This is a genomic window from Brenneria sp. hezel4-2-4, assembly GCF_013155275.1.
Lineage (GTDB): Bacteria > Pseudomonadota > Gammaproteobacteria > Enterobacterales > Enterobacteriaceae > Brenneria.
Window position 1 is genome coordinate 574,961 of sequence record NZ_JABJXS010000002.1, and the last position, 26,135, is coordinate 601,095.

A 26,135-nucleotide genomic window follows, 5' to 3' on the forward strand; every position below is an offset into this window, starting at 1 on the left:
GAAAATAGATCGTTAAGTGTCAACTTTTGCTGACACTTTGCTTCATCCTACGCGGACGAAAGAGTATTATCAGATCTTATTAGCCTGTCGCACCTGTTAAAGAAGGTTGTCATTGATGCGTCTGGAAGTTTTTTGTGAAGACCGTATCGGTCTGGCCCGCGAATTATTGGATCTTCTGGCGTCGCGTAATATTGATTTACGCGGCATCGAAATCGATCCTGCCGGTCGTATTTACCTGAATTCATCCACTCTGGATTTTGATGATTTTCGCCTGTTAATGGCGGAAATCCGCCGTATCGAAGGCGTCAGCGATGTGCGCACCGTGGCCTTTATGCCCTCTGAACGGGAACACCGGGCGTTGAATGCGTTATTGGAATCCATGCCTGAGCCGGTGTTTTCACTGGATATAAAAGGCAAGATTGAGCTGTCCAACCCCGCGGCCGTCAGCTTGTTCGACATTCCCGCCGAGAAAATCTGCAATCTGACCGTTTCGCATCTGATCGCCGGATTTAACTTCGCCGCCTGGCAGGAGCGGGGAAGCAAGCCGGTAACGGAGCGGGTGGTGATCCGCGGTCAGGATTTCCTACTGGAAATCACCCCTATCCATCTGGACGATGAGCAGGGTGAAAACTCAGCGGCAGGCGCGCTGGTGATGCTCAAATCCGCGGTGCGAATGGGGCGGCAGTTGCAGGATTTATCGGTTAATGACGATAACGCGTTTGAGCACATTGTCGCGGTCAGTCCAAAAATGCGTCAGGTGGTCGAGCAGGCCCGTAAGCTGGCCATGCTGGATGCGCCGCTGCTGATTATCGGGGATACCGGCACCGGCAAAGATATGCTGGCCCGCGCCTGCCATTTGCGCGGCCCGCGCGGCAAGCAACCGTTTCTGGCGCTGAACTGCGCGGCGCTGCCGGATGACGTGATGGAAAGCGAGCTATACGGCCATGCGCCGGGAGCCTACCCCAATGCGTTGGAAGGCAAGAAAGGCTTTTTTGAGCAGGCCGACGGCGGTTCCGTGTTGCTGGATGAAGTCGGCGAGATGTCGGCGCAGATGCAGACCAAACTGCTGCGTTTTCTGAATGACGGCACGTTTCGTCGGGTAGGCGAAGATCATGAAATGCACGTTAACGTCAGGGTCATTTGCGCGACGCAGAAAAATCTGCTGGAGATGGTGCAGCGCGGTGAGTTTCGCGAAGATCTCTATTACCGCCTTAACGTGTTGACGCTGACCTTGCCGCCGCTGCGCGAACGCCCGGCGGATATTATGCCGCTAACGGAACTGTTCGTTGCGCGTTTTGCCGATGAGCAGGGCATTCCGCGTCCCAAACTGGCCGCCGATCTGCATCAGTTCCTGCCGCAGTATGGCTGGCCGGGTAATATACGCCAGTTGAAGAATACGATTTACCGGGCGCTGACGCAGTTGGCAGGCTATGAACTACGGATGCAGGATATTGAACTGCCGGTCTTTTCGGTTGAGCTGCCGCAGAGCGAGGAACTGTTGGATGGATCGCTGGATGATATCAGCAAGCGTTTCGAGCGTTCGGTGTTGACCCGGTTATATCAGACCTATCCCAGCACGCGTAAACTGGCGAAGCGCTTGGGGGTATCGCACACCGCGATTGCCAATAAACTGCGGGAATACGGCCTCAGTCACCGCAAGGCGTCGGGAGAGGACGAGGAGTAAAAACGGCTGCGTAATGCAGCCGTTTGTTTCATGGGGTTATTTCAATACGGCCAGCGCGGCATCGTAATCCGGCTCGGTGGTGATCTCGTTCACCAGCTCGCTATACAATACCGTGTCATTCTCATCCAGCACCACAACGGCGCGGGCCGTCAGGCCTTTCAGCGCGCCATCCGCGATAGCGACGCCATAGTTTTCTTTGAACTCTGCGCCGCGCAGGGTGGACAATACCACGACGTTATTCAAACCTTCCGCACCGCAAAAACGCGACTGTGCAAACGGCAGGTCGGAAGAAATACACAGAACAACGGTGTTATCCAGTTCAGCGCCCAACTGGTTGAATTTACGCACGGATGTGGCGCAAACGCCGGTATCAATGCTGGGGAAAATATTCAGAATTTTGCGTTTGCCAGCATAATTGCTGAGAGCGACGTCCGACAGATCTTTGGCAACCAGCGTAAAGGCTTTAGCTTTGTCGCCCTTTACGGGAAAGCTGCCTGCCAACGGCACTGGATTACCTTGAAAATGTACGTTCTGTGACATGTATGCGTCCTTAATTACAGATGGTTAACATGCTGCTCAGTTTAGGGCAACATCGGCAACATTGATATTAAAAATTACGACATGACAAGCAATGCCGTCATGGCATTCAGATAACACTCACTGGCGGCGTCCGCCGAAACAGGCGGGAGCTCCGCCGTAATGCATGGCAACATTCGATCGGCGCACCAGCTGCCAAAGGAGCCTGGCGTGTCGTAACCCACGTTGGTCACTAACGGTAAGTCAAATTGCTGCGCCAACCACTGTCCGAAAACCGAGCGTTGAGGATCCTCAATGCAGGCCAGTGGTTCATGAAAAGAGACAACCCAGGCGGGATTAAGTTTCTCAATCAGCCCGCAAAGCGCCTTTGTTTCTGGTTCCGAAGCTGGCGTTTCACCGGTGGACAGCTCCACATCCCGCTGTTCGGCGCGGCTATTCCAGCGGTATACCGTATTACCCGGCTGCCAGTTGGTGGCGGGAAAATTGCGGTTAAGATCGACGCCGTTGGCGTTTGCCCGCAGCCCTAACTGACAGCCGTCAGGGTTGACGGCAAGCACCACGTGGTGATGGCGTTGTCCGGGAAACAGAGTTCGCAACGCACAAGACAGCGTCACGACGGCGGCCGTCTCATCGCCGTGCGTGCCGGCGATAATCAGTCCGCTGCGCTGCTGAGCCAATTCAGCCGGAAAATAGAGTAATGGCGCGCCCAGCAGCGATTTCCCATAGGGTTCGCCCAGAGAAGGGAGATTGCCTCGCAGATGGCGAGCTTGCAGGGGGATGGTATTCTTTTCCATTGGTTTGCCCGTTAGAGTCTTTAACCTGAACCTGTTTCATCATAACGGCTGGGGGTAAAAATAGCATCTGTGATGCGGGTAGGGCTAAATACGGCAATATAAAAGGTTTACGCTGGCTGCATCGTATGATTTCTGACTATTATATTATTCAATAACTTCATCATTGTCTGAGTCAAATCATCATGCGATATGGTCATTTTGCATTCTATGCCGCGCTGACCGCGGTTGCGGCCGGAAACGCCACGGCGGCGCAGGTTCCGGCGGGCGCCGTGTTGGCTGAAAAACAGGAAATTGTACGTCACATTAAAGACGAACCGGCTTCGTTGGATCCGATAAAAGCCGTCGGGTTGCCGGAAGCGCAGGTCGCGCGGGATCTGTTTGAAGGTTTGGTTAATCAGGACGCCAACGGCAACATTGTGCCGGGCGTGGCGCAACGCTGGCAGACTAATGATAACCGCACCTTTATGTTCACCTTGCGCAATGACGCCCGCTGGTCGAATGGCGACTCGGTCACGGCAAAGGATTTTGTCTACAGCTGGCGTCGGCTGGTCACGCCGGAAAATAGCTCGCCGTTTGCCTGGTTTGCCCGGCTGGCGGGGATAATGAATGCCGAACAGATTATCAATGGCGCAATGCCGGCCGATAAGCTCGGCGTTACCGCCGTTGATGACCATACGCTGAAGGTTCAGCTCAGCAAACCCGTGCCGTATTTTGTCAGCCTGCTGGCGAATTTCAGCCTGTTTCCGGTGCATCAGGCCACGGTGGAAAAATACGGCAACGGCTGGACCAAACCCGGCAATCTGGTGGGCAACGGCGCGTTTAAACTGCAACAGCGGGTGGTAAACGAAAAGCTGGTGCTGACGCCCAATGAACATTATTGGGATCACGCCAATACCCGGCTGACGCAGGTGACGTTCGTGCCGATTAATCAGGAATCGAACGCGACAAAACGTTATTTATCCGGCGACATCGACATTACCGAGTCATTTCCCAAAAACATGTACCAGAAGCTGTTGAAAGAGTTGCCTGGTCAAGTCTATACGCCAGAACAGTTGGGAACCTATTACTATGCTTTTAACACCCAGCGGGCGCCAACTGACGATGCGCGGGTGCGTAAAGCGCTCTCTTACGCGATCGATCGTAAAGTTATTGCGGAAAAAGTGTTGGGAACCGGTGAAAAACCGGCGTATCACTTTACACCGGATGTGACCGCCGGGTTTACGCCTACCGAGAGTCTGTTGCAGCAATATTCACAGGCCGAGCTGGATGCGCAGGCAAAAGCGTTGCTGTCCGCCGCGGGCTATGGCCCCGGCAAGCCGATGAAGCTGTCGTTGTTGTATAACACCTCGGAAAACCATCAGAAAATCGCCATCGCCATCGCCTCAATGTGGAAGACGAAATTAGGCATTGACGTACGCTTGTCCAATCAAGAGTGGCAGACCTATATCGACAGCCGCAACAGCGGCAATTTTGACGTGGTGCGGGCTTCCTGGGTTGGAGATTATAACGAAGCGTCCACTTTTCTGTCGTTATTAACCTCGCATCACAGCGGCAATATTGCGCGATTCAACCATGCCGATTATGACCGTTTAATGGATGAAGCCGGTAATCAAACCAACGCTCAGGCGTTGAATGCCGATTACAACCGGGCGGAGCAAATTTTGATGGAAGAAGCGCCAATCGCGCCGATCTATCAATACACCAACGGGCGTTTGATTAAGCCCTGGGTAAAAGGCTATCCGATCGCCAACCCCGAGGACGTGGCCTACAGCCATATGCTCTATATCGTCAAACACTAGGTCAGATTGCCGGAGGCAAGCGTGGGATCCTTTGAGGGAAAAGAACTGCAACATACCGGCGCTGTTTATGCGTATCAGTTGGACGGTAAGGGCGGGATCGCGCCGATAGGCGATCGTGACGTGGCAAATAGCATCAGGCCCTGCTGGTTACACCTTGACTCCACGCAGCCAGCCAGCGCGCACTGGCTGAGCGAAACCGATCTGGTGCCGGACAGCGTACGCGATGCGTTATTGGGCGAAAGCGTGCGCCCCCGAGTCACCCGGCTGGGTGAGGGCACCATGATTACGATGCGCAGTATTAACTGGAATGAGAATGCGCGTCCGGACCAACTGGTTGCCATACGGATTTTTATTACCGACAAGCTGATTATCTCTACCCGGCGACGTAAGGTTTTGGCTATCGACGAAGTGATGACCGATCTTAAAGAAGGCCACGGCCCTACGGATAGCGGAAGCTGGCTGGTTTCCATCGCCGAGTCGCTGACCGATCATACCAGTGACTTTATCGATGATTTACATGAAAAAATTGTCGATCTGGAAGAAGATCTGCTGGAGCAAAAAATTCCGCAGCAGGGCGAACTGGCGCTGATCCGCAAACAGCTGATCGTCTTGCGGCGTTACATGACGCCGCAGCGTGATGTGTTTTCCCGTCTTTCGGGAGAGAAGTTTCCCTGGATGCAGGATGACGACCGCCGGCGCATGCAGGAAATTGCCGACCGACTGGGGCGCGGACTGGAAGATCTGGATGCCAGCATTGCGCGCACCACCGTCTTATCGGATGAAATAACCACCTTAATGACCGATGCCATGAACCGGCGAACCTATACCATGTCGCTTCTGGCGATGGTTTTTTTGCCCACCACATTTTTAACCGGATTATTCGGCGTTAATCTGGGCGGGATCCCCGGCGGCGGTTCCCCGTTGGGGTTCGCCACTTTTTGCCTGATGTTGGTAGGATTGGTAGGTGGCGTTGCCTGGTGGTTAAAACGCAGTAAATGGTTGTGAACGCCGGTTTATGATTATTGCATAATGCATCACAGGCTCCGGCCGATATGCAGAAAAACGTGACTAAGTTGAGCAATATCAACATTTGTTGCAGGCTGCTGCGGCACTATTACCCTCGCAGGTGAATGCAACGTCAAGCGATGGGCGTTGCGCTCCATATTGTCTTACTTCCTTTTTTTGAATTACTGCATAGCACAATTGATTCACACCATGCCGACGATTTCGTCGGCATTTTTTTTATGGCAATCTGCCCGTCGGCCCGTGTAGAAAGGGCGCCGGGCGCGCCGGTGCTATTTAATTTCCAGTACGTCCAGCCTGGTCTGCGGCTGAGCCTCTTCGTCGTCTTCCGGCTGCCAGCCGACGGGCCGCAGCGGCAGCTCTTCCCGGTCAAAGGCTAAATCGCCGCCGTCGATTACGTCACTGCCGTGGTGAATACTTTTAAAATCAAACAGCGCATGATCGGCAAGGTGGGAGGGAACCACATTCTGCATCGCGCTGAACATGGTTTCGATCCGGCCGGGATAGCGCTTATCCCAGTCACGCAGCATATCCTTGATTACCTGACGTTGCAGATTCGGCTGCGAGCCGCAAAGATTACATGGAATAATCGGATACTGACGGGCCTCGGCAAAGCGCTCAATATCTTTTTCACGGCAATAGGCGAGCGGGCGGATAACTACGTGTTTGCCATCGTCGCTCATCAGTTTGGGCGGCATCCCTTTCAGTTTTCCGCCATAGAACATATTCAGAAACAGCGTTTGCAGAATGTCATCACGGTGATGACCGAGCGCAATTTTGGTCGCGCCCAATTCCGTTGCGGTGCGATACAGAATGCCGCGCCGCAGACGCGAGCACAGTGAACAGGTGGTTTTGCCCGCCGGAATTTTTTCTTTAACAATGCCGTAGGTGTTTTCTTCGACGATTTTGTATTCAACGCCAATAGCATCAAGGTATTGCGGTAATACATGTTCGGGGAAACCGGGCTGCTTCTGATCCAGATTGACGGCAACCAGCGAAAAGTCAACCGGCGCGCTTTGTTGCAGATTTCGCAGAATTTCCAGCATGGTGAAGCTGTCTTTACCGCCGGACAGGCAAACCATAATGCGATCGCCTTCTTCAATCATATTGAAGTCAGCGATAGCCTCGCCAACGTTACGACGCAGGCGCTTTTGAAGTTTGTTGAGATTGTATTGTTGTTTTTGACTGACCACGGCTGTCTCTACAGTAAGCACATTAACGGTTAAATAAAGCAACACCGATGTAAAACCGATCGGCGCAGGTATCGCCAGTATGGTACGGATTACGGCGACGAATGCCAGATCGTTTTACCGCAGTGTTTTAAATAAGAAATATTTTCATGTGTGGCAAGCGGCAGATTCGTCGTAGCGAAGCACCATCACTCTGGAAACGAAATCCTCATCTTTTTTCGCATGCGGCACATTTATCGGTGTAATGGTGAAATAAGGTGTGGTAAATAACGTTGTGTAGATTAATTAACCATTTCGTTCTAAAAAATGTACTGGAGTCAGGAATGAGATTGCATCACTGGCTATTCACTGCCGCTGCCCTTGTGCTGGCAGGGTGCGGGAGTAGCGAAAAAACCACGACGGTAGACCAGGCGTTTAATAACAGCGAAAGCGCGATGGCGCTGCTGAAGAGCAGTACGCCCGCGGACGTTAACTGTACGCTGGCGGGGGGGACTATGGCGATGTCCAGGCAATTGGACGGCGCCAGTGTGGGAACCTGCCAACTGGCTAACGGTAAGCGCTGTGATGAACGGTCGTTGATGAATGGCACCTGTCCCGCCGGCTGATCCCTGCGGAGGCGCGAGAACCGCCGCAGGGCAAGCGATATAGGTTAGGGGTTCAATAGATTAGGGCATTCATCATCCCTGATTATCTGGTGCAGGTTTTGCAGCGTTGTTTGTGAAATACTGGTCAGGGCTTCTTCGGTCAGGAATGCCTGATGTCCGGTAAACAGCACGTTATGACATGCCGACAGACGCCGGAAAACATCGTCCTGGATAACGTCGTTGGATTTGTCCGCAAAGAACAGATCGCGTTCGTTCTCATAGACATCCATGCCTAACGCGCCGATTTTCTGTTGTTTCAGCGCGTCAATGGCCGACTGTGAATCAATTAATCCCCCGCGGCTGGTATTGACGATCATCACCCCGTTTTTCATCTGCGAGAACGCGCTCTGGTTAAGCAGATGGTGGTTTTCCGGCGTCAGCGGGCAGTGCAGCGAAATGACATCCGAGCGGGCGTACAGTGCTTTCAGATCCACATATTCCGCGCCCAGCTCAAGCGCCTGAGGGTTGGGATAGGGATCAAACGCCAGCAGGCGCATACCGAATCCTTTCAAAATACGCATGGTCGCGACGCCGATTTTTCCGGTGCCGATAATACCGGCGGTACGATTGTGCATATTGAAGCCAATCAACCCTTCCAGGGAAAAATTCGCATCGCGGGTGCGTTGATAAGCGCGATGAATGCGGCGGTTGAGACACAACATTAATCCGACGGCATGCTCGGCAACGGCCTCCGGCGAATAAGCCGGAACCCGAACCACTTTTATTCCCAACTCGTTGGCGGCGTCAAGATCGACGTTATTGAAGCCCGCACAGCGGAGCGCCACGATTTTCACACCGAGTTCGGCCAGTTCGGTCAACACTTCGCGACTGCCGTCATCGTTGACAAAAATGCACACCGCCTGACAACCGTCGGCGGTTTTCGCTGTGCGTGACGTCAGCATAAATTCAAAAAACTCCAGCTCATAGCCAAACTGCTGGTTGACCTGCTCTAAATATTTACGGTCATATTGTTTGGTGCTGTAGACTGCCAATTTCATAGCGTAGTTTCTCCGCATAATTCCCAGATCGCGCTATCAGAAAATGCTTAATAGCCAAAATTGTTGCTTAACTAACAATAACAGTTTGGGAATGAAATAAGTGCAAATAATTCATTCATAATGATAGAACGCGAAAGGTGTTTTCGGGTTTAAATAAAACAGGATATTTTTCATCCGCTAATGATTAAAAAATACTCGCTGGCAGGGTTGGTGCTGATAGTTCTGTTGTTGGTCGGATCGTGGCGGGCGCTGCCTCAGTGGCTGCCACGTCTATTGAGTCTCTGGTTGCCGTCAGAGATGTCGCTGACGTTAAATTCATCGATAGGCTGGCATAACCGCGGACTGCAAAACGATGGTTTTAGTCTCAAGGCGGGCGACTGCCTGCTGCTTGAGGTGCGTGATATCTCTTTGCATCGGCAGTCAGGCCGCTGGCGAGTCGGTATCGAGACCGCTACGCTGGATAGCGACTGCCTGTCGCACTTATCTACGGAGGATAATGCCGCGCCGGCGCAACTTTCCCAGTGGCAGCAGCGTTTGCCCGCCGCAGATATCGTGATTGAAAAATTCACTCTGCAACCCTGGCAGGAGTACGCCGGAAAAGCCCGGTTAAGCTTTGATGGTCATCAGCGGCAGATAGTACATTATCAGGGCGATCGGTTAGCTTTTCAGGCTGAACTGAACGATCGGCATCTAACATTGCATGACGGCATGTTGGCGACCCCGGCGGGCGATACCCGGTTACGGGTCAGCGGGGAGATGGAGCTGGCCGCCACGCTGGCGCAGTCGCCCGCGCAGGGCAGACTAAACGGCCATCTTGAGAGCGGGCAAACGCCGGAATCCGTATCCGTGCGGGTACGTTGGGAAAATCAACAGGGCGAGCTTTCGCTGAATGCGGCTGGCGATAACCAACCGCTGGTGTCATTACCGTGGCGGCTTACTGAAGAAACGATTCAGGTGAATGAGGGGCTTTGGCGCTGGCCTTATGCCGCGCAACCCCTCTCCGGCAAGGTCGCCATCACGCTGCGGGACTGGCGTCAGGGACTGGATAAAACCCGTATCGATGCGCGTATGAACCTGTTGACCCAGGGGCATAACGGCAAAGCCAATGCGGTGCTGGTGTTGGGGCCGGGCCATCTGGGGCTGATCAATAGCGAGCTGCGCTTTCAGTTGACTGGTCAGGCCAATCTGTCGGCGGTGTCGTTGACCGCATCGTTGCCGGGCATTATACAAGGTTCGGTATTAAATCCGGAATTGACGATTTTACCGGGCGCGTTGTTACGGGCATGGGGAACGCTGGCGCCTCAGGTAAGGCTTGAGGAAGCCCGCTGGCCGCTGGCGGGATTGCGGGTCGGCGCCACGGGAATTAACGGTCGCTTACAGGCCATTGTTAAGGCGCGGGACGAATATTGGGGCCGATTTAACCTGCATCTTGACGGTCAGGCGCGGGACTTCTGGCCGGATAAAGGCCAGTGGCAATGGCGCTACTGGGGCAGCGGGCAACTGCCGCCGCTGAAGGGAAAATGGGATGTCGCCGGCCGCGGGAGCTGGCAGGATACGCTTATTGAGATTGAGCGGCTTTCCAGCGGGCTGGATCAGTTGAGCTATGGGTTAGTGAGGGTGCGTCAGCCCCGGCTGACGATCGCCGAACCGTTGCGCTGGCAGCGCGCCCGCTCGGGAGAGCATTTTCAGGGCGCATTGCAGCTTGCGGCGCAGCAGGTGGATTTCAGCAACGGCGGTTATCTTCCTCCGTCGCGGTTAACGCTTGAGCTGAATGGCCGCGACCCCGCCGATTTCCTGTGGACAGGACAACTGCAAGCGCAGGATATCGGACCGGTCACGCTGCGCGGCCGCTGGGACGGCGAACGTCTGCGCGGCGGCGCGTGGTGGCCGCAACAACCGCTGAGAGTCTTTCAGCCGCTGCTGTCCCCCGGATTGAAAATGACTATTCGTACCGGACAGTTTTACGCCCAGTCGGCGTTTTCCGCGGCTCGCGGCGAAGGGTTCAGCGCGGGCGGGCACTGGGTGGTGAAAAACGGCGGGCTGTGGTTGCAGGACGGCGAGGTGAGCGGGGTCAATTTTACGCTGCCTTATCGTCTTAAGGATCAACACTGGCAATTGGGCGTGAAACAGCCGGCCACGCTACGCATTGATACGCTGGACAACCTGTTCAGAGCGACCAATATCCGCGTCGATCTGCAAGGGTTTTACCCTTACAGCGAAAAACAGCCGCTGACTTTGTCACAGGCCAGTATGGATGTATTACGCGGACACATCGATCTTTCGGCATTACGCTGGCCGCAGCGCGAGGCGGCATTGCTCAAAGTGGAAAGCGTGGAGCTTAGCGAGCTGTTGACGGTATTGAAGTTGAAACAGCTGGCGATGTCCGGGCGGGTGAGCGGGGTCTTGCCGCTGAACTTTAATCATCCGAACAAGCTGATCCAGGGGGGACGTTTTAGCAACGATCGCTTCCTGACGCTGCGGCTGGATAAGCAGATGGCCGACGAGCTGGCAAGCAAAAATAGTGTCAGCGGCGCGGCCATCGACTGGTTGCGCTATCTGGAAATCGGCCGTTCCTACGCGACGGTCGAGTTGGATAATCAAGGGGCGATGTCGCTTAGCGCGCAGATTGAAGGGAAAAATCCTACACTCAGCGCCGACAGACAGGTGATACTCAACTATCGCCACCAGGAGAATATCTTCCAGCTATGGCGCAGTTTACGGTTTGGCGATAACGTGCAGGATACGCTGGAGCAGCAGGCTAATGAATAAGTTCAGGATAGGATGATGAAAAATCTGTATATATTGTCGGGAACGCTCTGCGCCCTGAGTTTACTGGCCGGGTGCGTGCCGCGTATAGAAGTCGGGGCAAAAGAGCCGATAACCATCAACATGAACGTCAAAATCGATCATCAGATTCATATCAAGGCGGATCAAGAGGCCGTTCAACTACTAGGCCAGTCAGACAATGCGGCGGGGGAAGAGATAAAGAAAAGCGCGCCGCAGGGCGCGCAATAAAGAGCCAAGCACAAAAAATGAAACACAGGGTAGTAATGATGAGGATTGACGTTAAGACGCGGCCAACTGAGATAGCTGCGCTTTGGCGTCTTCAGCGGCTTTTTTAGCCACGTCCGGGCCGTAAGCGATGCCTTCGGCAAAAACGAACTCAACGTCGGTAATACCGATGAAACCCAGGAACAGGCGCAGGTACGGTTCCAGCAGGTCGCTGGGCGAATCTTTATGGATGCCGCCGCGGCTGGTCAGCACGATGGCGCGCTTGCCTTTTACCAGACCTTCAGGGCCTTGCTCGGTATAGCGGAAGGTCACGCCGGCGCGGGCAATCAGGTCAAAATAGTTTTTCAACTGCGTCGGAATATTGAAGTTATACATCGGAGCGGTAACCACGATGACATCATGGGCCTGCAACTCGGCAATCAATTCATCGGACAGCGTCAGCGCTTCCTGCTGGCGCGGAGTCAGCGGCGCATCAGACGGGCGCAGGGCGCCGACTAATTCACCGTCAAGCACCGGAATCGGCTGGGCGGCCAAATCGCGAACCGTGATACTGTCGCCCGGGTGGGCGGCCTGCCATTGTGCACTGAAGTAGTCAGCCAGTTGGTTTGACTGGGAGAAATCCGCCAGGATGCTTGATTTCAGAATTAATATTTTACTCATGCCAATTCCTTATTTTATTGAGGTTGGGACACCATTGACCAAACGCCCCTTGTTGAGTCACATCTTATGCGGCCTGTTAGCCGGTTGAAAGTGCAATATTTCGAGCACATTGTTCGATTTTATTGAATAAGGATTCGGTGCCGCCGGTTAGAGCCGCGGCCGGCGATGTGCTACCATGCCCGCCGAAAAATGAAAGGCGGACAAACATCCCGCCTGGTCAAAGAGTATTAAGGAATAGCCACGTGAAATCACCTCTCAACGCATTATCTTCGCAGCTCAGTGAGTTAATGCTGCGCGATGGGCAACGTCTGCGCCGTCGTTTACAGGGCGCGGCGAAAGTCGGCAGTCCGCAGGCGCAGACCGCCATCGCCCAGGAAATTGAAGGTGAGATCGCCGCGGCCCGCCAGAAGGTGGAAAACCGCCGGGCAAGCCGCCCGTCCATCACGTACCCTGAACAACTGCCCGTCAGCCAGAAAAAAGACGCTATCCTGAATGCGCTGCGCGATCATCAGGTAATTATCGTCGCCGGGGAAACGGGGTCGGGCAAGACCACGCAGCTACCGAAGATCTGTCTGGAGTTAGGGCGCGGCGTGCGCGGGCTGATCGGCCATACCCAGCCGCGGCGTCTGGCGGCCAGAACGGTGGCCGATCGTATTGCGGCGGAACTGGAGACGCCGCTGGGCGGTTGCGTGGGCTACAAGGTTCGCTTTAATGATCGGGTGGGGGATAACACGCTGGTGAAGCTGATGACCGACGGTATTTTGCTGGCGGAAATTCAGCAGGATCGTCTGTTGATGCAGTACGACACCCTGATTATCGATGAAGCGCACGAGCGCAGCCTGAATATCGACTTCATTCTGGGGTATTTACGCCAGCTGTTGCCGAAACGCCCTGATTTAAAAGTTATTATTACCTCCGCCACCATCGATCCCCAGCGTTTTTCGCGTCATTTTAACCACGCGCCGATCATTGAAGTGTCCGGGCGAACCTATCCGGTCGATGTGCGTTATCGCCCGGTGGTGGAAGAGGCGGAAGACAGCGATCGCGATCAGCTACAGGCGATTTTTGATGCCGTGGACGAACTGGGACGCGAAGGGCCGGGGGATATCCTGATTTTCATGAGCGGCGAGCGCGAGATCCGCGATACGGCGGATGCCCTGACTAAATTGGATTTGCCGCATACCGAGATCCTGCCGTTGTATGCCCGCTTATCCAATCAGGAACAGAACCGGGTATTTCAGTCGCATCATGGCCGTCGCATCGTGCTGGCGACCAACGTGGCGGAAACCTCGTTGACGGTGCCGGGTATTCGTTACGTGATCGACCCCGGCACCGCCCGCATCAGCCGTTATAGCTTCCGTACCAAAGTACAGCGTTTACCGATTGAAGCCGTCTCGCAGGCGTCGGCCAATCAGCGAAAAGGGCGTTGCGGCCGCGTCGCCGCCGGGATTTGTATCCGGCTTTATTCCGAGCAGGATTTTCTGTCCCGCCCGGAATTCACCGATCCTGAAATTTTGCGCACCAATCTGGCTTCCGTCATTCTGCAAATGACGGCGCTGGGGTTAGGCGATATCGCGGCGTTCCCCTTTGTGGAAGCGCCGGACAAGCGCAACATTCAGGATGGCGTACGATTGCTGGAAGAACTGGGGGCGATTCAACTGGCGGAAAACGGCCATTATCAACTGACGCCGCAGGGGCGCCAACTGGCGCAGTTGCCTATCGATCCCCGTCTGGCGCGTATGATATTGGAAGCGAGCAAGTCAGGCTGCGTGCGGGAAGTGATGGTGATTACGGCGGCGCTGTCGATTCAGGATCCGCGTGAACGGCCGATGGACAAGAAGCAGGCGTCGGATGAAAAGCACCGCCGTTTCGCCGATAAAGAATCCGATTTTCTGGCCTTCGTCAACCTGTGGGACTATCTGCGCGAACAGCAAAGGGCCTTGTCGTCCAGCCAGTTCCGGCGGTTATGCCGCAGCGAGTACCTAAATTATCTGCGGGTGCGCGAATGGCAGGATATCTACACCCAACTGCGTCAGGTGGTGAAAGAACTGGGGCTGCCGGTGAACAGCGAGCCGTCCGATTATCGCAGCATTCACTGCGCGTTGCTGACGGGGCTGTTGTCGCACATCGGCCAGAAAGATATTGAAAAACAGGAGTTCAGCGGCGCGCGTAATGCCCGCTTTGCGATTTTCCCCGGTTCCGGTTTGTTTAAAAAGCCGCCCAAATGGACCATGGTGGCCGAACTGGTGGAAACCAGCCGTTTATGGGGACGTATCGCCGCACGCATCGAACCTGAATGGATTGAGCCGCTGGCGCAGCACCTGATAAAGCGCAGCTACAGCGATCCGCACTGGGAAAAAGCCCAGGGCGCGGTGATGGCGCAGGAGAAAGTCACCCTGTTTGGTCTGCCGATTGTGATGGCGCGTAAGGTGAACTATAGCCAGATCGATCCGCTGCTGGCGCGTGAATTATTTATCCGTCATGCGCTGGTGGAGGGCGACTGGCAAACGCATCACGCTTTTTTCCGCGCCAATCTAAAGCTGCTGGCGGAAGTCGAGGAATTGGAAAATAAATCCCGCCGCCGCGACATTCTGGTGGACGATGAAACGCTGTTCGCATTTTACGACCAGCGCTTGCCGCACGATATTATTTCCGCCCGCCATTTTGATAAATGGTGGAAAAGCGCCAGCCGTCAGGATGCCGATCTGCTGAACTTTGAAAAAAGCATGCTGATTAAGGAGGGGGCGGATAAGGTCAGCGCGCTGGACTATCCGAACTTCTGGCATCAGGGCGACCTGAAGCTGCGCCTGTCGTATCAGTTTGAGCCGGGAACCGACGCCGATGGCGTGACGGTGCATATCCCGCTGCCCATTCTCAATCAGGTGCGCGAAGAGGGTTTTGAATGGCAAATCCCCGGCGTGCGGCGCGAACTGGTTATCGCGCTGATCAAATCCTTGCCCAAACCGATGCGGCGCAACTTTGTGCCGGCGCCGAATTACGCCGAAGCGTTTCTGGCGCGCGCGACGCCGCTGGAACGAGGGTTATTGGATGCGCTGGAGCGCGAGTTGCGGCTAATGACCGGGGTGACGGTGCCGCGCGACGAGTGGCAGTGGGAACAGGTGCCCGATCATCTTAAAATCACGTTCCGTGTGCTGGATGAGAAAAACCGTACTCTGCGGGAAAGCAAAGATCTGAATGCGCTGAAAGAGCAGCTCAAGGATAAAGTCCAGCAGACGTTATCGGCGGTGGCTGACGAGGGACTGGAGCAGCGCGGTATCCACGTCTGGAGCTTTGGCTCCCTGCCGGACTGCTATGAGCAGAAACGCGGCGGCTATTCCGTGAAGGCCTATCCGGCGTTGGTGGATGAGAAAGACAGCGTGGCGATCCGTCTGTTTGATACGCCGCATCAGCAACAGCAGGTTATGCGTCAGGGGTTACGGCGTTTGCTGTTGCTGAATATTCCGTCGCCGATTAAGTATCTGCATGAGAAACTGCCCAACAAAGCGAAGCTGGGCCTGTATTTTAATCCTTACGGCAAAGTGCTCGATCTGATTGACGACTGCATCGCCTGCGCGGTGGATAAGCTGATTAGCGAGTTTGGCGGCCCGGTATGGCAGGAAGAGGCGTTCCAACGCCTGCATGAAAAAGTGCGGGCGGAACTCAACGATACGGTGGTCGATATCGCCAAACAGGTTGAGCAGATCCTGACGGCGGTGTTCGCCATTAACAAACGGCTGAAAGGCCGGGTGGATATGGCGCTGGCGCTGGCGTTAAGCGACATAAAAAGCCAGCTCAACGGCCTGGTGTTCCGCGGCTTTGTCACCGCCAACGGTTGGCGGCGGTTGCCGGATGTGCTGCGCTATTTACAGGCCATTGAACGTCGGCTGGAAAAATTGGCGCAGGATGTGCACCGCGACCGGGCGCAAATGCTGAAGGTTGAGCAGGTGCAACAGGCCTGGCAGCAGTGGTGGAATAAACTGCCTCCTGAGCGCCGCGACGACGATGATGTGAAAGCGGTTCGCTGGATGATTGAAGAACTGCGGGTGAGCTATTTCGCCCAGCAGTTGGGAACCCCGTTCCCGATATCAGACAAGCGGGTGCTCCAGGCGATGGAGCAAATCGAAGCATAAACGCGCCGCGCGCGGCGTTAAGCATGGCGCTCGGCATCAGGCGGGCGGGCGTCAACTTTTAGCCGCACATAAACCGACTTGATTTCCTCTTCGCCGTATTTTTGTTCCAGACGTTTGATGATGAAATGGCCTTTCGCCATATTTTGATAATGATTAATGAACAAGGTATTAATGGCCGCTCCGCTGGCCGCGCCGACAATCGGAACGATCTGGGCGGCCATTTTTTCGGTGATGGTAATACCCAGTCGTGTGGCGACGGCGTCAATCAACCTGGCCAGCGTCCTTCCCGCCTGGGACGAGGTGATCCTGGCCGAGGTTTTTTCCGCCCCTTTTTTACTGGCGATATCGATTAATTCACGCGTGGTATGTTTGGTAATGTCGGCCAGCACCGCCCGGGAAGCATAGTAGGCGGAATCGGCGGCATCATCGTTTTTGGAACGGCCGCCGAGGGCGAAAACCTCGACGCAGGCGGCTTTGACGGAAAAATCCGTCAGCGAAAAGCCTTCGCTGCGGGCGATATCGGCGACGGAACGCATCATAATCGTGGTGCTGACGGGAAGTTCGACGATTAAGCCGGCTGCGCCGAAAAAACCGCTGACGGCGCCGGACGTGGCGGCCGCCAGCTTATGGGTTTTAGGCGATGAAGCCCTTTTCGGATCGTCATCCAGGGTATACAGCGCGGCATCGACGGACTTATGCAACGCGGCATGCACCACATCCTGTATTTTGCTTTTTACCCACTTAGGCAGTTTGGACAGGCTCCACTCAATCGGCCCGCCGACCAGATTCGCCAGTTGTATGGTGATGGAGGGCGCCTCCAGCAGGGCAATCGCCTGTCTGATGTCATGAATATCTTGTTGGTCATCAAAAATGGTCATAGCAATGGTCTTGGCCCTTATCTTGTTGCCTTCCTACCACCGTCTGTGTCGCGCACGTTCCTACGCCCGCGCCTGACGGTTAATCAATACTTAAGTAGTAGTGAATGACGGAGGGATATGCAATGTCATGGCGAAGAATTAAAATAGCCGCACGGTGCGCCGCCCAACCCTGTCGGCACGGATAACATTATCCGTGCTGATGGTGACTCAGCCACGCCATGAAATCTTTTGGCGGCAGCGGCCGGGAGAAATAATAGCCCTGAACTTCATCGCAATCGAATTGCGTCAGGTATTCGAGCGTTTCTTTATTTTCAACGCCCTCCGCCAGAACATCGTAATCAAGCTTATGCAGCATACTGATGATCGATTCAACGATGGTTCGACTATCGTGATTGGTTTTAATATCCTGGATCAACGACTTATCCAGCTTGATGATGGTCGCCGGGATATTTTTCAGGTAACTCAAATTGCTGTAGCCCGCGCCAAAATCATCCAGCGAAATCGTGAAGCCGCGCTGTTTTAGTTCGAGGATGGTGGCAAGCGTCTCGGAGCTTTCCACGATTTTTTGCGTTTCCACGCATTCAATTTCAATATCAGCGCTCGTCAGCCCGTGGTTGCTAAGGATATTGACTAGCCGCGAAATAAAATTATCTTCAGCGAAATTACTGGCGGCGACGTTAATGGATATCGGAAATACAATGCCCGCCTGACGCCAGAGTTTTGCCTGCTGAGCGGCTTGCTGAATAACCCACTCGGTTAGCGGGCGCATCAGGGTCGTGCCTTCCGCCAAAGGAATGAAACGGTCGGGGTAAATCTCCCCCAAATTGGGATGATGCCAACGGATAAGGGCTTCCGCGCCGATCACGTTGCCGGTCTTGATATTCAGTTTGGGCTGATAAACCAGATACAGGCCGGGCTTGTTATGCTGCAAAACATCGGAAAGCTCGTTGAGCAGGGTAAAGGCGATTTGCTGCGCCTTATCGCTGCTTTCGTTGTAAGCGCATTGGCGGACATTATTTTTCATCGCATCCTGCACCGCGCTCATTGACTCGCGCAGAATGCGCTGCGGATCGTTTACCGGAACCTGAAATTCCGTATAGCCGACAAATAATTCCAATTTTAATGGGACATGGCTGGTGATGCTTTCCGGGATATGATCGGCACAGCGCATCAGTTCAGCTAAAATCCGTTCTTTTCTATCCGCCTTGATCAGCAGGGCAAAGCGGCCGACGGCGACGCAATAGACATTTTCACGTGAATCAAACGCCAGGCGCAGAAACAGGCCGATATCTTTCAGCACGCTTTCGACCGTCGGCATACCCAGCGCCCGCCCCATTTCATAGGCATAAGAGATATCAATGCTGTCAATGAGTATCAGCAGATAGTTTTCATAGATATCCGTCATGTGATTAATATCCTCTATTAATCGCTGACGGTTCGGCAACATGGTGACCGCATCGATGAGGCCGATAGCATTACGGTATTTGATCAATGATATGGCGATGGCCGCCAGATTCTTTAGCGTGTGCAACTGGAGCATGCTGAACGTGCGGGGCGTATAGTCGATGACGCACAGGGTGCCGATGGCGTAGCCTTCTTCGGTGAACAGCGGGATCCCGGCATAAAAGCGGATATGCGGCGGGCCGGCGACATAGGGACTGTCTTTAAATCGTTCATCCTGCAAAGCATCCTGACAGATAAGAAAACAGCCGGTTTGCACGGTAAATTGATCGAACGAGCCGATTTTTTCCATTTCGTTCAAGGCGAAATTGGTTTTCGCTTTGACGTGCTGTTTCTGTGATCCGCTCAGGGTGATTAATGCGGTCGGCATTTTCAGCAACTGGCATGCCAGCACGGTGATCTTGTTAAGCGTATTATCCTGAAAGGTATCCAGATCCTGCACGATATCCAGAGTCTGCATGCGTTTTTTTTCATCATGATTTAAATGGCGTAACATGCTGATTCCTCTTTACTCGTAACAACATATCTTATGCTTACACAGTAGCATGGCGGCACCGGGCAAGCTAAGGCGTTAGTGATGACGATCTTGATTTGTTGGCCAATGTTTCCAGCGCTTGACGGATTGCCGTCACCGCAATGGCGCGATTATCCGCTTTATCACGATCGCCGGCGGCAGGCGCGGAACTTTGAATGCCCATCAGCACCCATCCCGAGGCGGTGCGCAGCAGTAACGGCGAACCGCTGTCGCCCGGCAAGGTATCGCATCGATGTGATAGCACCGCAGACTGGAGCCAGCCGGTAATCACGCAGTCCTGATGACGGTAAAGCGTATTCGGATGATCTTCAGGATAGCCCGCCTGCGTAACACGTTGCCCATGTTGCGCCAAGGCTTGCATCAATGCCAGGCGGCTATCTTGCCATATGGGCAGGGGGGTAATTCCCGGCGGCGTCCGCTTTAAGCGAATAAGGGCGTAATCCCACGGCGCAGCGGCAGGGGGAACAATCCAGCCGTCGCCATCGGCCTCCAGTCTTTCACTGAGTTTCTTATTGACCAAAACCTCAATGTCTTTTGCTTCATATTGCCAGCCGTTGTCTGTCGACAAAAAACGCAGCGCGACCGGCAGGTCCGGCTCGCTGTTGGCGGGGCTCAACACACAATGCCCGGCGGTGAGCGCCAGATGCGGCGAGATAAGCGTTGCGGTGCACAGATTGCCACTGGCGCTTTCAAGCTGGCCGATAGCCTGCCACGGCCATTGTGCGGCATCAGGAACCCGATCCCGATCGTCATGGTTGAAAAATAACCTCTGCTGCTGTTTTTCAGCTTCGGATGCGGTATCTCCCGCCCAACTAAACAGGGTGAAAAAAGATAATGAACATAACAACCAGGCTGATATGCGCATGTACATGTAATAGTGTGCCTTAATCTGGACGTCAGCGATTTGTTAAATAGCTTTGATTAAATAACTATAGCGTCAATTTGCCGGGAAAGAGGATTGCTTGGCGGTGTTTTTAGCCAGTAATGGGAACTTAACCTGATGATCTATAGAAAAAAGAGCAAGGCGATAAGTCCGCAGATAAGCACCAGGGATAGCATGATTTCAAATGAATAACGATGCGGCATCATTCGATATCCCATAAAAGAAACACCCGTCTTACCGGGTGTCTGAGGTGGATAAAAATCGGTCACGGCATAACGCCGCGCTTATCAAGCCGCCGGCGTGGTGGTCGCCGGTTTGACGGTTTTGGCTTTTTTCGCTTGTTTTTTAGCGGCCTGTGCTTTTTGCTCGACCGTATTGGCTTTTTTCAGGTGTTTTTTATTGTGGGTTACTTTAGCCGGCGCGGTAGGGGCGGCCGCTTGAGCCGGGGCGCTGGGGGCGATGTCGGCGGCAAATGCTACGGAAGACAGACCCAGCGCCGCACCGGCGATCATTACTACGACTTTATTCATCATCATTATTTCCTCGTTATCTCATTCAGGTTTCGTGACCCGGGTTTGGGTCGGTGAAGAGAGCATAAAGAAAAGAGCAATCGCGTTCCGTAAGTGATTGGTATCGGCGTGTAACAGTTTGTACAGCGCCCGTTTTCAGCCAAAAGATCGCCGAGTTACCGATCGGCTCTCGGTGTGTCGGCGGTTTTCACCGGCCAGCAGAATCGGAAACGGGCGCCGCCCAGCGGGCTGCCGTCCACGGTGATGCTCCCTTCATAAGCGCGAACGATGGCATAAACGATGGCCAGTCCCAGGCCGCAGCCGCCGCTGCTGTTTTCGATCCCGGCCTCCAGGCGAATAAAAGGCTCAAAGATAGATTTTCGATTTTCGGGTTCGATGCCGGGGCCGTCATCCTCAACCTGCAAACAGGCTCTGTCGCCGCCGTCCGGTTGCAGACTGATATGCAAGCGCGAGCGGCAGAAGCGCAGGCCATTGTTGACCAGATTATCCAGCACGCGCTCCATCAGGCGCAGATCGAGCGCGCCGAAATTTGCCCGGCGGGAAATATCAAGCGTGATGGTTTTGTCGGGATGGATCAGCCGAATATCATCGATTTTGGTTTGCAGCCAGACGGGAAGATCAATCTCGGCGAGGTGCAGCGTGACCTGTGGTCGATCCAGCCGGGCATAGGTAAGCAACTCATCGATCAAAGCTTCAAGCTGACCAATATCCCGGTTTAATGCCAGCTGTTCCTCGTCGGTCAGATGTTCACTGATAGCGAGTCGATAACGGAGTCTTACCAGCGGCGTGCGTAGCTCATGGGCAATATTATCGATCAGTCGTTTTTTGCTGGTGATCAGCTGATTCAGGTTGTCCGCCATCAGGTTAAACGCGACGCCAAGCCGAAACAGGCTGGAGGTGTTATCGAAGTGCGTACGCGCTTCAAGGTGTCCATCCCCCAGGCGTTGAGCGGCGCTTTCCAGTTTCAGCATCGCCCGCCAGTGCGGGCGCATCCACAGGAAGACCGGCAACGCCAGCGACAGGCCGATCAACATGACCAGCAACAAGTCCAGCAAGCGCATTTCATGCAGAAAAAACAGATAGGGAATCGGCCCGACCGCCAACACATAATGGCTGCGCGGAATACGCTGAATAAACGTGTATTCATCATCCAGGGCGACAATCGCGCCCTGATTCAACCGCTGCTGGGTTCTGGCGGGCAGCGTGTAGTTGCTCAGTGGTTCAATGTGCAGTTTAAACGACAGGTTCAAATCAAGCTGGTTGATGGTCTTATGCCAGTCGCGGGGCGGAATAGCGCGCAGCTCGTTACGGATCAGATAGAGCGAGCTTTTCATCAGGTCGTCCATGGATTGCCGTCCGGCGCGTTCGGCGGTGACTTTATACACCAGCCCGACCAGCAGGGTCATCACCACAAAGCAGGCAAACAGCAGCAGAAAAAACTGGATGAACAGCTTTTTCATGGTGCGACAGGCTCCCAGCTATTAGGGGCGAACAGATAGCCTTTGTTACGCACCGTCTTGATGCGAAAGGGGTCCAGCGGATTGTCGTACAGCTTTTTACGCAAGCGGGAGACGGCGACGTCAATGCTGCGATCCATGCCATCGTAACTGACGCCGCGCAGACTTTTCAGCAATGCATCGCGATCCATAATGTGACCGGCATGGGTCGCCAGTTGCCAGAGCAGGTCAAAATCAGCGGTTGATAGCGCAATATTTTCGTCACCCAATGTAACTTCACGGTTAACCGGATCGATACGTAATAGGCCGAAATTCAGGGATTTATGGATCTGCAACGGCGTAGCGGACGTAGCCGCCGCGGCTGACGTTGAGGCGGCATACTGCCGGAAATGCAGCCGCAGGCGGGCGAGCAGCACTGCGGGCGGGGTGGTTTTCAAAATATAGTCGTCGGCGCCCATTTCCAGCGCCAGAATATGATTCATATCGCTGTCCAGCGAGGTCAGCAGAACAATCGGGCCGCCATACTGCGGACGCAACTCCCGGCAGAGGGTCATACCGTCTTTACCGGGCAGCATAATATCCAACAGCACCAGGTCGGGCTGTTGCTGTTCGACGAACGCCAGCGCCCGATCGCCACGCGGCTCCACCCGAACCTCAATATCATATTTACCCAGATAGGCGGCAATCAGCTTACCGACTTCAACATCGTCTTCTACAAAAACAATTTTATGCATGGCATCCGTATCATCATGAACAATGCTGCCGATAGCATAGATCGATGGCTATTGCGGCACTAGTCATGAAGCGTAAACGGGTGTTAAACCGCCGGCCGATTGTTATCTCAACGCAGCGGCCGGCCGCCATCCAGCGCGATGGTTTCTCCGGTGATATAGCGGCTGGCGAGCAGGTAGTCGACGAGCCGCACAATTTCCTCTTCGCCTGGCGCGATTTTCATCAGGGATTTATCCAGCGCCTGCCGGCGATATTGCGCATCATCATGGGGATGAAACATGATCAGCGCGGGGGCGATGGCATTAACTTTGACTTCGGGCGCCAGTTTACGGGCAAAGGAACGGGTCATATTATCCAGCGCGGCTTTACTGGCGGCATAGGCGATATGTTTATCACTGCCTTTTTCCACTACAAAGTCGGTCAGATGAATAATATCAGCGCCGGCGACGCCTTGACCGCACAGGCAGGGCTCCAGCAACTGATTGAGCAGATAGGGGGTATAAACATGGATCTGGAGCATATCCGCCAGCGTCTTTTCCGGTGGAATATCGGCACTTTCCGCCTGCCAGCTACTGGCGTTATGGATAATCGCCCGCAGATGCGGCGTCAAGGTTTTGATCTGCTCGGCGAACGCATAAATCTGCTCGGTGGTGGAGAAATCAGCCGGCAGACAGACCGCGCCCTGTTGCGCTAATGCCTCAAGCTCGGGATAAGGCGTGCGTCTGCTGATGATGACCGGGATGTCCCGCGCCAGAAATGAGCGAGCCAAGGCCAGCCCGATGCGTCGGGCGCCGCCGGTAATCAATACGGGGGCGGAAGGAAAAGTTGCCACAGTCAATACTCCTGAATTGGCTGGTAACACGACAATAAACCGTGACAATATACCTGAATAAACTATCTTGCATGATAGGGTTTTGTGGTGAAAATGTGCGATAAATCCGCTGGTAGAGAGGTGTAAAGGGGAATGGAAACGCGTCGCCCTGAATCTGTATATTCCAGTGAAAAAATCTGTATCGATTACACAGATTATCTGGCCGCGCTATGCAATAAGCGCTGGCGTTTCATGGATGCCATGTATGGCGTGTTGCCGATTTTCGGCATGGTGACGAAAGCGCCGTTAGCCAGACAGACGGCGCCCAAAGATCGGCTGAAAGTGCTCGCCTTGCAGGTCTTGTCCACGCAGGTGAGTGATGAAACCAATATTGTCAGGCTGATTGCGCTGGCCCGGCGTCAGGGGCTGGACGCTTTTGACATCCAGTTGCCTTACCCGCTGACGCACGAGCAATTGAGCGTAATTGGCGAGGAGTTCCATGACTCGCTGTCATTAACCCAACGCGACGATCGTCTGTCCGTTCGTCTCGATTTACCCGCCGTGCCTCACTAAAAAAACATGTCGTCCGGCCGAGGTTTTCGTGTCATCCCGCGACCGCTGTTTTTCTTTCTTCCGCCGTTACTTCAAGCGCCTGCGCCAAAGAGCCGTAAAAGCTAAGACGGCCTTCGACGGGGTGCACATTCGCACGGGCCAGCGTTTTCAACGGCTGGAACGGAATATCGGTAATGATGAGGTGTTTACCTGCCGGTAAGGCGTCGCTAAAGCGCAGAAGGGCGTTCAAGCCTCCGGCGTCCAGTACCGAAACGGCATCCCATTGCAGAATGATGGTTTGGTAATTTTCACTGCGCATCATCAAATCATTAAAGATACGCTCGGCGGCGGCAAAGAACAGCGGGCCGTTGACGCGCAGCACCAATTGCTCCGGTTCCCGGGTTTCCGGCAATTCACTCAATTTGGTCATCTGGGCGATGCGCCGCATAAACAGCAGCGAAGCCAGCACAATTCCGACGGTGATGGCGATCACCATATCGAACAAAACGGTCAGCGACATGCACAGCAGCATCACGATGATGTCGTCTTTCGGCCCATGACGCAGCAGGTCGATTACCTTATGCGCTTCACTCATATTCCAGGCGACGATCAGCAGCAGCGAGGCCATCGCCGCCAGCGGCAGGTAAGACAGCCAGGGCGCCAGCACCAGCAAGGCCAGCAACACCAGCAGCGAGTGGACAATGGCGGACACCGGCGACGTGGCGCCGGCGCGAACATTCGCCGCCGAACGGGCGATGGCGGCGGTGGCGGTAATGCCGCCGAAGAACGGGGCGATGATATTGCCAAAGCCTTGTCCCATCAGTTCGGCGTTCGAGTTGTGTTTTCTGCCGGTCATGCCATCCAACACCACGGCGCACAGCAAAGATTCAATGGCCCCCAGCATGGCCATTGAAAACGCCGCGGGCAGTAGGGCTGAGATACTCTGCCAGTCGAGTTTCATGGACTGACCGCCGGGCGTCACGACATCCCAGGGCAGAACAAGCTGCGGCAGGATAGGCGGAATGCCCTGGCCTTGTGTGCCATCGGCAAGCAGATAGCTGAAACGAGACCCGATGGTCGCCACCTCGCCGCCAAACAGCGACACCACGCCCATTACCGCAACGCCCGCCAGCAATGCCGGCAGATGGCCCGGCAAGCGGATCCCCAGTTTGGGCCAGCCGATCAGCACCAGCAGCGTGGCGACGCCAATCAGCGTATCGCCAATTTGTAAGGTGGGCAGAGACTGGGCCATCGCTGAAACTTTTTCAACATAGTGTTCGGGCACCACGGCCATCTGCAAACCGAAGAAGTCCTTGATTTGCATCGTACCGATGGTAATCGCGATCCCCGAGGTAAAACCGAGGGTGACCGACAGCGGAATATATTCGATTAAGCGCCCGAGACGGCATATTCCCATCAGCAGCAGAAACACGCCGGAAAGCAAGGTGGCGACCAGCAAGCCAGACAGGCCGAACTGTTGCGATACGGGATAGAGGATGACGACAAAAGCCGCCGTCGGGCCGGAAACGCTATAGCGGGAGCCGCCGCTGACCGCGACGACGATCCCGGCAATCGCCGCGGTATATAAACCATATTGAGGAGGAACGCCGCTGGCGATAGCCAGCGCCATTGCCAGCGGGATGGCAATAATCCCAACCGTGATCCCTGCAATAATGTCCTGGGTAAAACGTTGAAGTGTATATTTTTCGCGCCAGCACGCCTCGATCAGGGCGCTGAACGGTTTGATACCGTTAATTCCATGCGTTTTCATCTAAGAGAGAACCAATAAAAGAAGAAACAAAAATGGCGGGCCGGCTGGGTCCGT

21 protein-coding genes are annotated in these 26,135 nt (G+C 54.5%); 8 read left to right on the forward strand and 13 right to left on the reverse strand.

The annotated features are described in order from the left end of the window. Positions 1-115 precede the first annotated feature (115 nt). Positions 116-1,684: a transcriptional regulator TyrR gene (tyrR, locus tag HOY33_RS06480; RefSeq protein ID WP_172289380.1), complete on the forward strand. Its 1,569-nt coding sequence runs from the start codon at positions 116-118 to the stop codon at positions 1,682-1,684. A gap of 36 nt (positions 1,685-1,720) precedes the next feature. Here tyrR and tpx read toward each other — a convergent pair whose 3' ends face one another. Both tpx and mpaA read right to left on the reverse strand, forming a co-directional pair. Further along, positions 1,721-2,224, reverse strand: a complete 504-nt coding sequence (tpx, locus tag HOY33_RS06485) for a thiol peroxidase (RefSeq protein WP_172289381.1) — start codon at positions 2,222-2,224, stop codon at positions 1,721-1,723. A gap of 74 nt (positions 2,225-2,298) precedes the next feature. Further along, the gene (gene mpaA, locus HOY33_RS06490; RefSeq protein ID WP_172289382.1) at positions 2,299-3,015 is read right to left on the reverse strand and encodes a murein tripeptide amidase MpaA; all 717 of its coding nucleotides are present in this window, start codon (positions 3,013-3,015) and stop codon (positions 2,299-2,301) included. Positions 3,016-3,197: 182 nt separating this feature from the next. Between mpaA and HOY33_RS06495 the strand changes: the two genes are divergently transcribed. Together HOY33_RS06495 and zntB are read left to right on the forward strand one after the other, a co-directional pair. Continuing rightward, on the forward strand, positions 3,198-4,814 hold the full coding sequence (locus HOY33_RS06495; RefSeq protein ID WP_172289383.1) for an ABC transporter substrate-binding protein: 1,617 nt from the start codon (positions 3,198-3,200) through the stop codon (positions 4,812-4,814). A 21-nt stretch (positions 4,815-4,835) separates the two neighbouring features. Beyond that, positions 4,836-5,819, forward strand: coding sequence for a zinc transporter ZntB (gene zntB / locus HOY33_RS06500; RefSeq protein WP_172289384.1), 984 nt, complete (start codon positions 4,836-4,838; stop codon positions 5,817-5,819). Positions 5,820-6,109: 290 nt separating this feature from the next. Here zntB and ttcA read toward each other — a convergent pair whose 3' ends face one another. Next, positions 6,110-7,030: a tRNA 2-thiocytidine(32) synthetase TtcA gene (ttcA, locus tag HOY33_RS06505; protein ID WP_172289385.1), complete on the reverse strand. Its 921-nt coding sequence runs from the start codon at positions 7,028-7,030 to the stop codon at positions 6,110-6,112. A gap of 320 nt (positions 7,031-7,350) precedes the next feature. On the opposite strand from ttcA, the gene HOY33_RS06510 reads away from it, so the two are divergent. Further along, positions 7,351-7,632: a DUF333 domain-containing protein gene (locus HOY33_RS06510; RefSeq protein WP_172289386.1), complete on the forward strand. Its 282-nt coding sequence runs from the start codon at positions 7,351-7,353 to the stop codon at positions 7,630-7,632. A gap of 44 nt (positions 7,633-7,676) precedes the next feature. Here HOY33_RS06510 and HOY33_RS06515 read toward each other — a convergent pair whose 3' ends face one another. Further along, on the reverse strand, positions 7,677-8,669 hold the full coding sequence (locus HOY33_RS06515) for a 2-hydroxyacid dehydrogenase (RefSeq protein ID WP_172289387.1): 993 nt from the start codon (positions 8,667-8,669) through the stop codon (positions 7,677-7,679). A 180-nt stretch (positions 8,670-8,849) separates the two neighbouring features. On the opposite strand from HOY33_RS06515, the gene HOY33_RS06520 reads away from it, so the two are divergent. Both HOY33_RS06520 and HOY33_RS06525 read left to right on the forward strand, forming a co-directional pair. After that, on the forward strand, positions 8,850-11,438 hold the full coding sequence (locus tag HOY33_RS06520) for a YdbH family protein (protein WP_172289388.1): 2,589 nt from the start codon (positions 8,850-8,852) through the stop codon (positions 11,436-11,438). A gap of 15 nt (positions 11,439-11,453) precedes the next feature. After that, positions 11,454-11,684, forward strand: coding sequence for a YnbE family lipoprotein (locus tag HOY33_RS06525; RefSeq protein WP_172289389.1), 231 nt, complete (start codon positions 11,454-11,456; stop codon positions 11,682-11,684). A gap of 51 nt (positions 11,685-11,735) precedes the next feature. Here the strand turns inward: HOY33_RS06525 and HOY33_RS06530 are convergent, their stop codons facing one another. Continuing rightward, a complete protein-coding gene (locus HOY33_RS06530) occupies positions 11,736-12,341 on the reverse strand; it encodes an FMN-dependent NADH-azoreductase (protein ID WP_172289390.1) in 606 nt (201 codons plus the stop codon). 242 nt (positions 12,342-12,583) lie between these two features. Between HOY33_RS06530 and hrpA the strand changes: the two genes are divergently transcribed. Next, complete coding sequence (gene hrpA / locus HOY33_RS06535; RefSeq protein ID WP_172289391.1) at positions 12,584-16,471, forward strand: ATP-dependent RNA helicase HrpA; 3,888 nt, start codon at positions 12,584-12,586, stop codon at positions 16,469-16,471. Positions 16,472-16,488: 17 nt separating this feature from the next. Here hrpA and HOY33_RS06540 read toward each other — a convergent pair whose 3' ends face one another. The 7 genes from HOY33_RS06540 to folM all read right to left on the reverse strand — a co-directional run bounded on the left by HOY33_RS06540 (position 16,489) and on the right by folM (position 23,779). Next, positions 16,489-17,349, reverse strand: a complete 861-nt coding sequence (locus HOY33_RS06540; RefSeq protein ID WP_172289392.1) for an EcsC family protein — start codon at positions 17,347-17,349, stop codon at positions 16,489-16,491. A gap of 187 nt (positions 17,350-17,536) precedes the next feature. Next, complete coding sequence (locus tag HOY33_RS06545; RefSeq protein WP_172289393.1) at positions 17,537-19,306, reverse strand: EAL domain-containing protein; 1,770 nt, start codon at positions 19,304-19,306, stop codon at positions 17,537-17,539. Between the two features lie 67 nt (positions 19,307-19,373). Next, complete coding sequence (locus tag HOY33_RS06550; RefSeq protein ID WP_172289471.1) at positions 19,374-20,210, reverse strand: serine protease; 837 nt, start codon at positions 20,208-20,210, stop codon at positions 19,374-19,376. 305 nt (positions 20,211-20,515) lie between these two features. After that, positions 20,516-20,761, reverse strand: a complete 246-nt coding sequence (asr, locus tag HOY33_RS06555) for an acid resistance repetitive basic protein Asr (protein ID WP_233356295.1) — start codon at positions 20,759-20,761, stop codon at positions 20,516-20,518. A gap of 152 nt (positions 20,762-20,913) precedes the next feature. After that, entirely contained in the window at positions 20,914-22,218 is a 1,305-nt protein-coding gene (rstB, locus tag HOY33_RS06560) for a two-component system sensor histidine kinase RstB (RefSeq protein WP_172289394.1), read from the reverse strand. Continuing rightward, positions 22,215-22,949, reverse strand: coding sequence for a two-component system response regulator RstA (gene rstA / locus HOY33_RS06565; RefSeq protein ID WP_172289395.1), 735 nt, complete (start codon positions 22,947-22,949; stop codon positions 22,215-22,217). The genes rstB and rstA overlap by 4 nt, the downstream gene beginning before the upstream one ends. 107 nt (positions 22,950-23,056) lie before the next feature. Then, positions 23,057-23,779 carry a dihydromonapterin reductase gene (folM, locus tag HOY33_RS06570; protein ID WP_172289396.1) on the reverse strand — a complete coding sequence of 241 codons (723 nt, stop codon included), beginning with the start codon at positions 23,777-23,779 and terminating at the stop codon, positions 23,057-23,059. A gap of 132 nt (positions 23,780-23,911) precedes the next feature. Here folM and HOY33_RS06575 point away from each other — a divergent pair, with 132 nt between their 5' ends. After that, positions 23,912-24,331, forward strand: a complete 420-nt coding sequence (locus HOY33_RS06575) for a hypothetical protein (RefSeq protein ID WP_172289397.1) — start codon at positions 23,912-23,914, stop codon at positions 24,329-24,331. A gap of 31 nt (positions 24,332-24,362) precedes the next feature. Here HOY33_RS06575 and dauA read toward each other — a convergent pair whose 3' ends face one another. Next, a complete protein-coding gene (dauA, locus tag HOY33_RS06580) occupies positions 24,363-26,081 on the reverse strand; it encodes a C4-dicarboxylic acid transporter DauA (RefSeq protein WP_172289398.1) in 1,719 nt (572 codons plus the stop codon). Positions 26,082-26,135: the final 54 nt, after the last annotated feature.

Excerpts from the sequence above, each read along its gene's own strand:
- HOY33_RS06520 (WP_172289388.1), top strand. The coding sequence starts at position 8,850 with ATGATTAAAAAATACTCGCTGGCAGGGTTGGTGCTGATAGTTCTGTTG.
- tpx (WP_172289381.1), bottom strand. The coding sequence starts at position 2,224 with ATGTCACAGAACGTACATTTTCAAGGTAATCCAGTGCCGTTGGCAGGC.
- HOY33_RS06545 (WP_172289393.1), bottom strand. The coding sequence starts at position 19,306 with ATGTTACGCCATTTAAATCATGATGAAAAAAAACGCATGCAGACTCTG.
- HOY33_RS06530 (WP_172289390.1), bottom strand. The coding sequence starts at position 12,341 with ATGAGTAAAATATTAATTCTGAAATCAAGCATCCTGGCGGATTTCTCC.
- HOY33_RS06515 (WP_172289387.1), bottom strand. The coding sequence starts at position 8,669 with ATGAAATTGGCAGTCTACAGCACCAAACAATATGACCGTAAATATTTA.
- mpaA (WP_172289382.1), bottom strand. The coding sequence starts at position 3,015 with ATGGAAAAGAATACCATCCCCCTGCAAGCTCGCCATCTGCGAGGCAAT.
- HOY33_RS06540 (WP_172289392.1), bottom strand. The coding sequence starts at position 17,349 with ATGACCATTTTTGATGACCAACAAGATATTCATGACATCAGACAGGCG.
- rstB (WP_172289394.1), bottom strand. The coding sequence starts at position 22,218 with ATGAAAAAGCTGTTCATCCAGTTTTTTCTGCTGCTGTTTGCCTGCTTT.
- HOY33_RS06550 (WP_172289471.1), bottom strand. The coding sequence starts at position 20,210 with ATGCGCATATCAGCCTGGTTGTTATGTTCATTATCTTTTTTCACCCTG.
- asr (WP_233356295.1), bottom strand. The coding sequence starts at position 20,761 with ATGATGAATAAAGTCGTAGTAATGATCGCCGGTGCGGCGCTGGGTCTG.
- HOY33_RS06510 (WP_172289386.1), top strand. The coding sequence starts at position 7,351 with ATGAGATTGCATCACTGGCTATTCACTGCCGCTGCCCTTGTGCTGGCA.
- HOY33_RS06575 (WP_172289397.1), top strand. The coding sequence starts at position 23,912 with ATGGAAACGCGTCGCCCTGAATCTGTATATTCCAGTGAAAAAATCTGT.
- HOY33_RS06495 (WP_172289383.1), top strand. The coding sequence starts at position 3,198 with ATGCGATATGGTCATTTTGCATTCTATGCCGCGCTGACCGCGGTTGCG.
- dauA (WP_172289398.1), bottom strand. The coding sequence starts at position 26,081 with ATGAAAACGCATGGAATTAACGGTATCAAACCGTTCAGCGCCCTGATC.
- tyrR (WP_172289380.1), top strand. The coding sequence starts at position 116 with ATGCGTCTGGAAGTTTTTTGTGAAGACCGTATCGGTCTGGCCCGCGAA.
- rstA (WP_172289395.1), bottom strand. The coding sequence starts at position 22,949 with ATGCATAAAATTGTTTTTGTAGAAGACGATGTTGAAGTCGGTAAGCTG.
- HOY33_RS06525 (WP_172289389.1), top strand. The coding sequence starts at position 11,454 with ATGAAAAATCTGTATATATTGTCGGGAACGCTCTGCGCCCTGAGTTTA.